This window comes from Pseudomonas sp. LBUM1657 (assembly GCF_059716075.1).
In genome coordinates, this window is the sequence record NZ_CP166799.1 from 2,674,408 (window position 1) to 2,686,952 (window position 12,545).

Annotated in this window: 13 protein-coding genes; 11 read left to right on the top strand and 2 right to left on the bottom strand. The window is 61.1% G+C overall.

The window, feature by feature from the left end:
* Positions 1 to 49 precede the first annotated feature (49 nt).
* The 8 genes from ACA055_RS12390 to ACA055_RS12425 all read left to right on the top strand — a co-directional run bounded on the left by ACA055_RS12390 (position 50) and on the right by ACA055_RS12425 (position 7,513).
* A complete protein-coding gene (locus ACA055_RS12390) occupies positions 50 to 802 on the top strand; it encodes a GntR family transcriptional regulator (RefSeq protein WP_497683887.1) in 753 nt (250 codons plus the stop codon).
* Positions 799 to 2,544, top strand: a complete 1,746-nt coding sequence (locus ACA055_RS12395) for a fumarate reductase/succinate dehydrogenase flavoprotein subunit (protein ID WP_497683888.1) — start codon at positions 799 to 801, stop codon at positions 2,542 to 2,544. Before ACA055_RS12390 ends, ACA055_RS12395 begins: the two co-directional genes overlap by 4 nt.
* Before the next feature lie 24 nt (positions 2,545 to 2,568).
* On the top strand, positions 2,569 to 2,814 hold the full coding sequence (locus tag ACA055_RS12400; protein WP_007946457.1) for a 4Fe-4S dicluster domain-containing protein: 246 nt from the start codon (positions 2,569 to 2,571) through the stop codon (positions 2,812 to 2,814).
* Between the two features lie 276 nt (positions 2,815 to 3,090).
* The gene (locus ACA055_RS12405) at positions 3,091 to 4,497 is read left to right on the top strand and encodes an ABC transporter substrate-binding protein (RefSeq protein ID WP_497684397.1); all 1,407 of its coding nucleotides are present in this window, start codon (positions 3,091 to 3,093) and stop codon (positions 4,495 to 4,497) included.
* A gap of 136 nt (positions 4,498 to 4,633) precedes the next feature.
* Positions 4,634 to 5,416, top strand: coding sequence for an ABC transporter permease (locus ACA055_RS12410; RefSeq protein ID WP_497683889.1), 783 nt, complete (start codon positions 4,634 to 4,636; stop codon positions 5,414 to 5,416).
* Complete coding sequence (locus ACA055_RS12415; protein WP_497683890.1) at positions 5,416 to 6,264, top strand: ABC transporter ATP-binding protein; 849 nt, start codon at positions 5,416 to 5,418, stop codon at positions 6,262 to 6,264. Before ACA055_RS12410 ends, ACA055_RS12415 begins: the two co-directional genes overlap by 1 nt.
* A complete protein-coding gene (locus tag ACA055_RS12420; RefSeq protein ID WP_497683891.1) occupies positions 6,261 to 7,223 on the top strand; it encodes a HEAT repeat domain-containing protein in 963 nt (320 codons plus the stop codon). Before ACA055_RS12415 ends, ACA055_RS12420 begins: the two co-directional genes overlap by 4 nt.
* Complete coding sequence (locus ACA055_RS12425; RefSeq protein ID WP_497683892.1) at positions 7,220 to 7,513, top strand: DUF971 domain-containing protein; 294 nt, start codon at positions 7,220 to 7,222, stop codon at positions 7,511 to 7,513. The genes ACA055_RS12420 and ACA055_RS12425 overlap by 4 nt, the downstream gene beginning before the upstream one ends.
* A gap of 142 nt (positions 7,514 to 7,655) precedes the next feature.
* On the opposite strand, the gene ACA055_RS12430 is transcribed toward ACA055_RS12425, so the two are convergent.
* Together ACA055_RS12430 and ACA055_RS12435 are read right to left on the bottom strand one after the other, a co-directional pair.
* The gene (locus tag ACA055_RS12430) at positions 7,656 to 8,393 is read right to left on the bottom strand and encodes a TorF family putative porin (protein WP_497683893.1); all 738 of its coding nucleotides are present in this window, start codon (positions 8,391 to 8,393) and stop codon (positions 7,656 to 7,658) included.
* 108 nt (positions 8,394 to 8,501) lie between these two features.
* Positions 8,502 to 10,244, bottom strand: a complete 1,743-nt coding sequence (locus ACA055_RS12435; RefSeq protein WP_497683894.1) for an amidohydrolase — start codon at positions 10,242 to 10,244, stop codon at positions 8,502 to 8,504.
* A gap of 103 nt (positions 10,245 to 10,347) precedes the next feature.
* Here ACA055_RS12435 and ACA055_RS12440 point away from each other — a divergent pair, with 103 nt between their 5' ends.
* From ACA055_RS12440 to imuA, 3 genes are read left to right on the top strand one after another with little or no spacing between them, the layout of a single operon-like run.
* The gene (locus ACA055_RS12440; protein WP_497683895.1) at positions 10,348 to 11,265 is read left to right on the top strand and encodes a LysR family transcriptional regulator; all 918 of its coding nucleotides are present in this window, start codon (positions 10,348 to 10,350) and stop codon (positions 11,263 to 11,265) included.
* 38 nt (positions 11,266 to 11,303) lie between these two features.
* Positions 11,304 to 11,921 (top strand): transcriptional repressor LexA, encoded by a 618-nt coding sequence (gene lexA / locus ACA055_RS12445; protein WP_497683896.1) that lies wholly within the window; start codon positions 11,304 to 11,306, stop codon positions 11,919 to 11,921.
* Positions 11,921 to 12,538 (top strand): translesion DNA synthesis-associated protein ImuA, encoded by a 618-nt coding sequence (gene imuA / locus ACA055_RS12450; protein WP_497683897.1) that lies wholly within the window; start codon positions 11,921 to 11,923, stop codon positions 12,536 to 12,538. Before lexA ends, imuA begins: the two co-directional genes overlap by 1 nt.
* Positions 12,539 to 12,545: the final 7 nt, after the last annotated feature.

Consider the following 12,545-nt stretch of genomic DNA (forward strand, 5'->3'; position numbering starts at 1 on the left):
ATTAGAACTTTAAGATCACGTCATAACTCGTTATAACAAGTGATCTGCCATGACCGATAACGTTCTTTCTCTCAGCAGCGTTCCTCTGCACACCCAACTGCGGGATGTTCTGCGCACTCGCATTCTCGATGGCGAGTATCCGCAAGACAGCCAGATGCCTTCCGAAAGCGAGCTCGGCGCGCTGTTCAAAGTCAGCCGCATCACCGTGCGTCAGGCCCTTAGCGATCTGCAAAAAGAAGGGCTGATCTTCAAGATTCATGGCAAAGGCACCTTCGTGGCCAAGCCGAAAACCTTCCAGAACGTGAGTACCCTGCAAGGCCTGGCCGAGTCCATGACCGGGCGCGGCTACGAGGTGATCAACCGCCTGCGCAGTTTCAAATCCATTCCTGCCGACAAACTTGTTGCTGAGCGTTTACAGGTCGCCGAAGGCGAGACCGTGGCGCAGATCAAGCGGGTGCGGCTGATCAACCGTGAGCCGATCTCGCTGGAAATCACTTACCTGCCCCAAGCCATCGGCGAGCGTCTGGAGAAAGCCGATCTGGTCACCCGCGACATTTTCCTGATCCTGGAGAACGACTGCGGCCTGGCCCTCGGTCACGCCGATCTGGCCATCGATGCGGTGCTGGCCGACAGCGATCTGACCCAGGCACTCAACGTCGAACCCGGCTCGCCGATCATGCGCATCGAGCGCCTGACCCACGATGCCTCAGGCCATCCCCTGGACTTCGAACACCTTTATTACCGTGGCGATGCGTTCCAGTACCGCCTGCGAATCGACCGGCAAAAGGGGGATCAGGTATGACCCACAACTCCACGACTAGAAAGACGCTCGAACAGGAATACGACATCGTCGTGATCGGCGGCGGCACCGCCGGTCCCATGGCGGCGATCAAGGCTAAGGAACGTAACCGCGATCTGCGGGTGTTGCTGATCGACAAGGCCAACGTCAAACGCAGCGGTGCGATCAGCATGGGCATGGACGGCCTGAACAACGCGATCATTCCCGGCCACTCGACGCCGGAGCAGTACACCAAGGAAATTACCATCGCCAACGACGGCATCGTCAATCAGGCTGCGGTCTACGCCTATGCGACCCACAGTTTTGAAACCATCGAGCAACTGGACCGCTGGGGCGTGAAGTTCGAGAAAGACGAGACCGGCGACTACGCGGTAAAAAAGGTCCACCACATGGGCGCCTACGTGCTGCCGATGCCGGAAGGGCATGACATCAAGAAAGTCCTGTATCGCCAGTTGAAGCGGGCGCGGGTGAGCATCACCAATCGTCTCGTTTGCACTCGTTTGCTGACGGACGAAGCGGGCGCGGTCAACGGTGTAATGGGCTTCGATTGCCGCACCGCCGACTTCCACGTGATCAAGGCCAAAGCCGTGATCCTGTGCTGCGGCGCCGCCGGACGTCTGGGTTTGCCGTCCTCGGGTTACCTGATGGGCACTTACGAAAACCCGACCAATGCCGGTGACGGTTACGCCATGGCCTATCACGCCGGGGCCGAACTTTCGAACCTCGAGTGCTTCCAGATCAACCCGTTGATCAAGGATTACAACGGCCCGGCGTGCGCCTACGTCACCGGCCCGTTGGGCGGCTACACCGCCAATAACAAGGGCGAACGCTTTATCGAGTGTGACTACTGGAGCGGCCAGATGATGTGGGAGTTCCACCAGGAACTCGAAAGCGGCAACGGCCCGGTGTTCCTCAAGCTCGATCACCTGGCCGAGGAAACCATCCAGAACATCGAAGAGATCCTGCACAGCAACGAACGCCCGAGTCGCGGCCAGTTCCACGCCAATCGCGGTACCGACTACCGCACGCAGATGGTCGAGATGCACATCTCCGAGATCGGCTTTTGCAGCGGGCATTCGGCGTCCGGAGTGTGGGTCAACGAAAAGGCCGAGACCTCGGTCAAGGGGTTGTACTCCGCGGGGGACATGGCCGCCGTGCCGCATAACTACATGCTCGGCGCGTTCACCTATGGCTGGTTTGCCGGGAACAACGCGGCGGATTTTGTCGCCGGTCGCGAGTTTTCAGCGGTCGATTCCAAGCAGATCGAAACCGAAAAAGCCCGGGTCTACGCACCCTTGGATCGCGAACACGGTCTGCCGCCGGCCCAGGTCGAGTACAAGCTGCGCCGCTTCGTCAACGACTACCTGCAACCGCCGAAAGTGACCAAGAAAATGCAGATCGGCCTGCAACGCTTCAGCGATATCCAGCGCGACCTCGATCAGATCAAGGCTCACAACGCCCACGAACTGATGCGCGCCATGGAAGTCAGCATGATCCGCGACTGCGCCGAAATGGCTGCCCGGGCTTCACTGTTTCGCGCTGAAAGTCGTTGGGGGCTTTACCACTATCGGGTTGATCACCCGCAACGCAACGACAGCGACTGGTTCTGTCATTGCCACTTGAAGAAGGGTGAAGACGGTTTGATGACCAGTTTCAAGAAAGCCGTCGAGCCTTACATCATCCCGCTGGACGCCGATGAAATGCAGGCCTACGACCGGCTACGGGTCGGTGCCTTTGCTGCCTGAGCATCACAAAAGAGAGCGTGTGAAATGGCCTATCAACCCCAGGAAATCTTCTTCCGATCCAACGCCCCCGTCACGGTCGACGAGGATCTTTGCATCGCCCACAAGGGCTGCACCGTGTGCGTCGATGTCTGCCCGATGGACCTGCTGGCGATCAACCCGGCCACCCAGAAAGCCTACATGGCCTTCGACGAGTGCTGGTACTGCATGCCGTGCGAAAAGGACTGCCCGACCGGAGCGGTGAAAGTCGAAATCCCTTACCTGTTACGTTGAAACCCAGTCCCAATGTGAGAGCGGGCTTGCTCGCGAAGAGGCCGGCACAGCTTGCATCCCCATTGACAGAAAGGACGCCTTCGCGAGCAAGCCCGCTCCCACAAGGGATCGAAGCCAGCCACAAGTCCCGCGAAGAGATTGACTCAAACAACCCAAAAGCCATCCGGCAACACCGGACGCCTGATTGAAACACCCCTCGTTTCCCACCGCGCCCTGATCGTGGCGGAGACGAACATCCAAAAAATGATTCGAGGGGATATACCTATGTTTTTGCCAATATTGCTGCGTGCGGCATTTGCCGGTCTGGTACTGGCCTCATTCACCCTGTCGGCTTCGGCCGAAACCATCCGCATTGCCATCGGCACCCAGGACACCACGATCAACTGCGCCGCTGGCGGCCTGTTGATTCGCGAACTGGGCCTGCTGGACAAATACCTGCCCCACGACGGCCAGTACAAGGACGCCAAATACGAGGTGCAGTGGAAGAACTTCACCAGCGGCGCACCCCTGACCAACGAGATGGTCGCCGGCAAACTCGACTTCGGCGCCATGGCCGATTTTCCCGGTTCGTTCAACGGTGTGGCGTTCGAAACGGCGGGCAAGCACAGCCTGTTTATCAGCGTGCTGTCGGGCAGTATCAAGGGCAGTGGCAACGGCATCGTGGTGCCGAGCGCTTCGAGCGTTCAGTCCTTGGCGGAGCTGAAAGGCAAGACCATTTCCGTGCCGTTCGCCTCCACGGCCCATGGCATGTTGCTGCGGGCGGTGGCGGCCCAGGGTTGGGACCCGCTCAAGGATGTGAACATCATCGCCCAGGCGCCGGAAGTCGCTGGTTCGGCGTTGCAGGCAGGAAAAATAGAAGCCCACGCTGACTTCGTTCCTTTCGCCGAGCTTTTCACCAGCCGAGGTTTCGCGCGCAAGATCTATGACGGCTCCCAGGCCAATGCGCCCACTTTCCATGGTGCGTTGGTGGATCAGAGTTACGCGAAAAAGTACCCGGAGATTGTTGTCGCTTATCTTCGCGCGAGCATCGAAGCCAACCAGTTGCTGGCGGCTGAACCGGAGAAATACAGCGAGCTGATCGCCACGGTCACGGGTGTCGACGCCGAGGTCAATTACCTGTTCCACGGTCCGCTCGGCGTGCAGACCCGCGACCTGAGCTGGAAGCCGGAATACCGTCAGGCCGTTGGTACCGCCATCGATACCCTCAAGCTGTTGAAGAAGGCTGATCGCGGACTCGACCTGAATACCTTCATCGACGACCAGTACATCCGCGCCGCGTTCAAGGCCTCGAACCTGGATTACACCGCGCAACTGGCCGATTACGGGCAGACGCCGCTCAAGGCAGTGGATGCGCTGAGCGGTAAAGCCATCACCGACTTCAGTCATGTGGCGGAGATCTGGGTGCGGGGCGAACCGAAAGTCCGTCAGTACGCCTCGGCGGAAGCGGCGTTCACCGCGTTGGCCGGGCTGAAGCAGGAAGGCAAAAACATCCGCGCGGTGTATGCCCAGGCCAGTGATAGCGGGATCAAGTTGCTGGCGGATCAGGCGTGGTTTGCCAGTGACGCAAAAGGGCGGCTCAGCGCGTTCCTGCTCAAAGGCCAGGCCCAGCAATTCGCTACGGCCCAGGGCGGAAAAGTCTTCGACTTCACAGACGCCACTACCCAGGCCGTTGCTGTTCGCTAACCGCCAAAGCACCGCAACCCCCTGTGGGAGCGAGCTTGCCCGCGAAAGCGGTATGTCAGTCGACGTCGATGTTGAATGTTGAACCGCCTTCGCGGGCAAGCCCGCTCCCACAGGATCTCGGTTGAGAGGAATTATTGTGTACGGATCATATTTACGCTGGATTCCAAGGGCTGCCTCACTGCTGCTCTGCCTCCTGTTCTGGCAACTCGCCGCCAGTGGCCATTGGAACCTCGGCCTGGTCACCTTCGCCAACGTCCCGACGCCATTGGCGGTCATCGAAGCAGCCCTTGGCCTCGGTGACTCCGGAAAACTCGCGCAACACCTAAGCAGCAGCCTCGGCCGGGTGTTCGCCGGTTACCTCGCGGCGCTGATCATCGGTATCGCGTTGGGCCTGGCGATCGGTCGCTCCAAATGGGCTGAAGATTTATTGCTGCCGCCGCTGGAAGTCCTGCGTCCAATCCCAGCAGTGGCGTGGATTCCGCTGGCCATCCTGATGTTTCCCTCATCGGAGCTGTCGATGGTTTTCATCACCTTCACCGGCGCATTGTTCCCGATCCTGCTCAATACCGTGCACGGCGTCGAAGGCGTCGACCCGCGACTGATCGCCTCGGCAAAAAGCCTCGGGGCAGGGCGCCGGGCCATTTTGCTGGAGGTGATACTGCCGGGCGCCGCGCCAAGCATCATCACCGGCCTGGCCATTGGCATGGGCACTTCGTGGTTCTGCCTGGTCACCGCGGAAATGATCTCTGGCCAATTCGGCATCGGCTATTACACCTGGGAGTCCTACACCATCCAGAACTACGCCGACATCGTGGTCGGTATGTTGCTGATCGGCGTACTCGGGATGGGCAGCAGTCTGCTGATCAAAAAGCTGGGCGGGTTGTTCACGCCTTGGCATCGACCACGAGGAAAAGCCTGATGAGCGTTTTTCAACACCCTGAAGGGCGAATCGATATTCGCGGTTTGTCGATCAGTCTGGGGAAGGGCAGTGCCGCTTTCGAGGCCGTTCAAGGCCTGGACTGCCAGATCGAGCCGGGGCAGTTTGTGTGCCTTCTCGGGCCGTCCGGTTGTGGCAAATCCACTTTGCTCGGCGCGCTGGCCGGGCACCTGCAACCCCGCGCCGGCAGCCTCAAAGTCGATGGCGTCGACGTGTCGGCGCCGTCGCCCCAGCGCGGCATGGTGTTCCAGCAGCACACACTTTTTCCGTGGCGCACGGTGCGCGATAACGTCGCCTTCGGCCTGAAAATGCGCGGCATCGGCAAAGCGGAACGTCACAAAGCCGCCGACGAAATCCTTGCCCTGGTGGGCCTCGAAGGGTTTGCCGAGCGCTGGCCGGATCAGCTGTCCGGCGGCATGCAGCAGCGGGTGGAAATCGCCCGGGTGTTGATCAACCGTCCGCGCCTGTTGTTGATGGACGAACCCTTCGGTGCCCTCGATGCCCTGACCCGGTTGAACATGCAGGAGCTACTGCTGGACATCTGGACGCGCATTCGCACCACCGTGGTGTTCGTCACCCATGACATCGACGAAGCCTTGTTCCTCGCTGATCGGCTGCTGGTCATGAGCTCTCGCCCCGGTCGGATCATCGAAGACTTGCGCCTCGATTTTCCACGACCGCGCACCACCGAGCTGGTCACCAGCCATGAGTTTTCTCGCTTGAAGCGTCATTGCCTTGAGTTACTGCGTCACGAAGACGGTCGGCAGCTACCGCGCCTGAACCCTCTCGGACTTCCCCCAGAAAACAAACTGCCGCGATTTGCCCTATGACCTCTCTATTCGATGTGACCGATAACGACGACATTCTCGCCCTGCAACCGCGCCTGACCGATGAAGACCCCGGCGTGCGCCGGATCGCCCTGATCGAACTGGCCGATCTCGAAGAACCGGAGGGCTTGCTTTGGCTGGTCAATCGACTGGCTGAAGACCCCACCGAAGAAGTCCGTGCCGAAGCCGCGCGGTTGCTGGAAGCCTGGGAGGACGAGCCGGTCGTCGAGGCGCTGTGCCAGGCCCTGACCGATCCTTCCTCGGCCGTGCAAGCCGCCGCCGCGCAGAGCCTGAGTCTGCTCAAGAGTGAAGCGGCGGGCAGGGTGATTCTGCCGTGGACCGGGCATGCCGACATCAGCGTGCGCATCGCCGCGTTCAGGGCATTGCGCGAGCTGCGTTTTCCCGATGCTGCGCAGGCTGCCACGGGGGCGTTGAATGATGATGACGCCAATGTCCGACGCGAAGCAGTCGGTGTGCTGGGTTGGCTCAAGCAACTCGATGCGTTGCCCGCGCTCGCTCGATTGGCCAGTGATGACCCGGACACCGAAGTCCGCCGCGCCGCCACCGGAGCCTTGGGCCTGGCGTCCGAGGCACACGTGCTGCCGGCCCTGCGCCAGGCGCTGCAGGATTCAGCGTGGCAAGTGCGCGAAGAAGCCGCTACCACGTTGGGCAAGGTCGGGCACGCCGACGCGGGTCCCGCGTTGGTCGAAGCCTTGAGCGATGACTATTGGCAAGTCCGCCTGCGCGCCACCCGCAGCCTCGGCCGCTTGCGTTACGTGCCAGCCCTCGACGCGCTGATCGAAACCCTCGGCCACCGCATCAGCAACCTGCGCAAGGAAGCGGCCCTGGCCCTGGGTGAACTGAGCGATCGAGGCGCCATCGCACCATTGCAAGCCGCGCAAGACGACGGCGACCCGGAAGTGCGCAAAGCCGTGCGCATTGCGTTGAGTCAGCTGCAATGAACCCGCTGGCGATTGGCAACTCCCGGAGCAAAAAGCAGTTGCGATTGAACTGGCCGGATGGCCGTGAACAGTTGCTCGATCATGCCGAGTTACGCCGACAGTGCCCATGTTCCCAATGCCGGGCTTTCCGGCTGCAAGGCCTGACACCAAAGGTCGACCCCCGCGTGCAGGTGATCGAACTCAATGCCCAAGGCTACGGCCTGCAACTGGTGTTCAGCGACGGCCACGAACGCGGCATCTACCCATGGCCCTACCTGGCACAACTCGGCATTGAAGTGACTGCAATCTAATGTGGGATCGGGCTTGCTCGCGAAGGCGTCGTGCCAGGCAACATTGATGGTGACTGACACACCGTTTTCGCGAGCAAGCCCGCTCCCACATTTGATCGAGGTTGAAACAAGATGGGTGATCGACCCACAGGAGTAGTGGTGATCAGAAGGACTTGCTAATGCTCGCCACCACAGTCGCGCTGCATACATCACCAAACCCATAGTTGCTGGTGCATTCGCTTTTCGACAGGTCGGTGTCGATGTAGCTCAAACCGACCAGCACACCCGCCAGTTCATGAGTCAGTTTGACCTCCCATTCGCGATAAGCATCCTCGGCCTCGCCTGAGCCCGAGTACAGGTGCGGGTCCTTGAAGTCCATCTCGCCATAGCGAAGTTTCAGCCCCACGCCGTAGGGCAATTCGGTTTCGTAACCGACGTAGCTGTACAGCGAGCTCTGCTTGCTGTCGATGCCCGGCGCATCGGCGGAGTAATAGGCCGCGAGTTTCACCCCATAGACGTTGAGAATCCCGTAGGCCTCGCTCTGATTGAACTGGCTTTCTTTCGGGTAAGCGTATTTGAGATAGCCCACGTCCAGGCTGACGGCGTCGGTGGCCTGCCACAGCCAACCGGCGTAGTAGTCGACTTCCTGCCGGGTTTTCAGGCCGCCGCCGAAATCCACGTTCGAACTCCATGCCCCCAGATACAGGCCGCTGCTGTGCGCAAGCGTTGCACCCGCCTGTACAGCAGGGTCGTTCTGGGTTTGCGAGATGCCGCGGGTGCGATAGTCGCTGGCCAGGGTCAGGTCCACCAACACGGCGAAGTCGTCATTCAAGGGCAAGGCCTGGCTGCTCAAGGGCAGCAAACTCAAAGAACCGAGGGCGAACAGGGTGAAAGCTTTCATGGGTTGCGTCCCGCTATTGTGGTTGTTATGGGCAGTTTTTTTGGGGCAAGGCTGCGCCGAGCCCCGGCAACGAGCGCGGGGCTGGGCAGTGGGTACAGATGGTTTTTCTTAGAGGGTGGGTGCGTAGACTTCGCGACCGGCGAACCAGGTTTGCAGCACCTGGGTGTCGTGCAGGGCTTTGTTATCGACGCTGAGCACATCGCGGTCCAGCACGATAAAGTCGGCTTGTTTGCCGGGGCTCAGCGAGCCGATTTGCTTCTCTAACCCGATGGTGCGAGCGGCGTTGAGGGTGTAGGCGTAGAGCATCGTTTCGCGGTCGATGCGTTCATCGGCGTTGAGCACGCCCAGTGGACCGTCGCGGGTAATCGCCTGCGCCATGGCGTTCCACGGATTGGGCGAAGACACCGGCCAGTCGCTGGCCCCAGCGAGGGTTGCACCCTGTTTGAGCAGCGAGTGCGCCGGGTATTGGTAACGGAACGCGAGGGCGCTGACGTAAGGCTTGATCATGTCCAGCGTGTAGTCGTCGGCGGTGGCCCAGAGCAGTTGCATCGAGGCGCTGACGTTGAGTGGTTTGAACCGCGCAAACTCTTTCGGATTGACCATTTGCAGGTGCGTGATCGAGTGGGTCACGCCGCTTTGCCGGTCCTTGCGCGCCTGTTCGATGCCGTTCAGGGCTTCGCGCACCGCGCGGTCGCCGATGGCGTGAATGTGCACCAGCCAGCCGCGTTGATCGATGGCGCTGACCAGCTCGCCGAACTGCTTGGGATCGATCAGCAACTCGCCCTGTTTCTGGGAGTTGGTGTAGGGATCGATCATCGCCGCACTTTGGGCCGGGTATTCGATCACACCGTCGGCGAAGATCTTGATGCCCGGCAACGTCAGGTTGGGGATGCCCTGGAATTGCTGCCGAACGTTATCCAGCGTATCGAGATCGGCCGGCACGCTTTTCGAATTGGCCACCAGCAGCGCTGCGACGTGGGCCGTCATGCCACCGGTTTCGGACAGTGCTTTGTAAACCGGCAATACGCCGACGGTTTTATCCGTGGGCTTGAGGGCGAATACCGGCTCGCCGGGGGCGGCGTTGGCGGCGGGGTCCATCCACGCGGTGATGCCCACACTGTTGTTGTAACGCACGGCGGTTTGCGCGGCTTTCAGCATGTCGGCGGCGCTGGGTACCGGCATTTTCGAGGCGACCCGGTCCCAACCGGCGTCCACCAGAAACCCGTTGGGGCTGCCATCGGCGCGCTTGCCAATGGTATCGACCTCGGCGGCTGGCAATGACTTGAGCAGGGCGGCGTCGATCCCTGCGCGTTCGAGCATGACGTTGTTGGCCCAGGCGGTGTGGTGGTCGCTGCCGGTGAACACCACGGGTATCTTGGCCCATTCGCCACTGTTGAATTTTTTGCCAAAGGCTTCGGCCTGAGCCCAGTACACCGAACTCATGCCGGCCACGCTCAGGATATCGCCATGTCTGGCCTTGCCATCTTCCCGCCAGGCGCGCAGGCGTTTTTCCAGTTCATCGAGGTCGACCACCTCGTCTTCCATATTGGCCGAGACCTTTTCCAGACCGCCGAAAATGGCGTGGGAATGGCTGTCGATCAGGCCGGGCATCAGGGTCTTGCCGCCCAGGTCAATCACTTGGGTACCTGATTCGATCAAGGCTTTGATCTGCGCGTCGCTACCGACTTGCAGCACCTTGCCGTCCTGCACCGCCAGCGCCTGCACCTTCGGTTGGGCGCGGTCGGCGGTGAAAATCTTGCCATTGAGCAACACCAGATCAGTGGCGGCCATGGCTTCCATCGAGGCAAAACTTACGGCGGCCATCAACAGATTCGGGATGAATCTTTTCATTGAATGTTTCCTTGTTATTGCGTCTGATGGCCAGATTAGTGGCTTGTCGCGGTCAGCAGAACGCCTCACTCACGAAAAACGTTTTTGCCTGAATGGAAAAAGTATGGACAAGCTCGGTGCATTGAAAATGTTCGTGGTCACGGCGCAATTGGGCAGTTTCAGCCGCGCTGCCGAACAACTGGGTAAGACGCCGTCGGCCCTGACCAAAGCGGTCAATCACCTGGAAGCCGAACTCGGCGCCCGGTTGTTCGAGCGCAGTACCCGGCGGATTTTGCTCACAGAATCGGGTCGGCTTTACCTGGAAACCGCACGCCAGGTGTTGCAACGGCTGGAGGAAGCCGGTGAGGAAATCGAGCAGTTGCAGCATGGTCTGCGCGGCAGCCTGAAAATCACCGCGCCGCTGGCTTATGGGCAGGCTTTTCTCGATCAGGTGTGTGGCGGTTTTCTTGAGCAATACCCGCAGATCAATCTGCAAGTGGACCTGTGCGACGAGTTCGTCAACCTGCTGGAAAGCGGCTACGACCTGGCCTTGCGCGAAGGCCATGACGACTTGCCGGGGCTGATTGCCCGCGTCGTCGGCAGCAATCGCCTGGCGCTGTGTGGCAGCCCGGCTTATCTGGCGCGCAAGGCGCTACCGGTGACACCGCAGACTCTGGATGACCACGAATGGCTGTTGTATCGCCATCCTTTGCTCAGCCGCGAATTCTGGTGGGCCGAGCGCGACGGGCAGCGCCTGAGCCTGCCGCAGCCACAAGCGCCGCGGCTGCGCAGCGACAATTATGACTTGCTGCTGGCCAATGCCCTGGCCGGGCGCGGGCTGCTGCATACCCCGCTGTGGAGTGCCGCGCCGTATCTGGCCGACGGTCGGCTGGTGCGGGTGATGGCCGACTACGACATCGATCCGGACAGTTTTGGTTCGTACATTCTGGCGGTGTACCCGAGTCATCGGCGGGCAACGGCCAAAGTCGTGGCGTTTATCGATTACATCGCCGCGTTTCTGGCCGCTCGTGGCTTGAGCTGACTGGCGGTTGTTGCCAGGAAAACCTCGAAAGAGTACAAATGTACTCCATGACGACTCTCACTCCCCGCCGTACCGCCATCCTGACCTTTATCCGCGATCGCATCGCCGAGCACGGTCAGTCTCCGAGCCTCGCTGAAATCAGCGAGGCGTTCGGTTTCGCCTCCCGCAGCGTGGCGCGCAAGCATGTGCTGGCGCTGACCGAAGCCGGGTTTATCGAGGTTAATCCGCATCAGGCCCGGGGCATTCGCTTGCTCGGGCAACCGGCTCGCCCCGAGTTGCTGGATATTCCAGTGCTCGGGCGGGTGGCGGCGGGTGCGCCGATCGGGGCCGATGCCGAAGTGCACAGCCGCTTGCTGCTTGATCCGTCGATTTTCTCCCGAGTGCCGGACTACATGTTGCGGGTCCGGGGCGACTCGATGATCGAGGACGGCATTCTCGACGGCGATCTGGTGGGGGTGCATCGCAATCCCGAGGCGGTCAACGGCCAGATCGTTGTCGCGCGACTCGACGGGGAAGTCACCATCAAGCGTTTCGAACGGGTCGGCGACGCCGTGCGCCTGTTGCCGCGCAACCCGGCGTATAAACCGATCATCGTTCGGGCCGATCAGGACCTGGCCATCGAAGGGGTATTCTGCGGTCTGGTGAGGCAAGGGTGATGGGCGCCGTCGTTGCGTTGGATACGCTGTTCAATGGCGGCCAGGTCTGGAAGGGCCGGCCTGCGCCACCGGCTGTCAGCCCGCAACCCACCGGGCATGCCGCGCTGGATGCGGCGTTGCCCACCGGTGGCTGGCCGGAAGCGGCGCTGACGGAAATCCTGCTGGCCGGGCAGGGCGTCGGTGAATTGCAACTGGTATGGCCGGCGCTGGCACGGTTGTCTGCGGCGGGTGAGCGCATCGTGCTGGTGGCACCGCCTTACGTGCCGTATCCCCAGGCCTGGCAGAACGCCGGGGTCGATCTGCGCCAGTTGTCGATCATCCAGGCCAGCGAACGCGATGCGCTGTGGGCGGCGGAACAATGCCTGCGTTCGGGCAGTTGCGGTGCGGTGTTGTGCTGGCCGCACAGGGCCGATGACCGCGCGTTGCGGCGCTTGCAGGTGGCGGCTGAAACCGGCCAGACCCTGGCGTTTGCCTATCGCTCGATCAATGAAGCCATCAACCCTTCGCCAGCAGCCTTGCGCATTGCCATCGATGCCAGGCCCGCGCAATTGCGGGTGCTCAAGTGCCGGGGCGGGTTGGCCCGTTCGGCGCCGATTGCCTTTGCCGTGGGGCATTGAGGTTGCC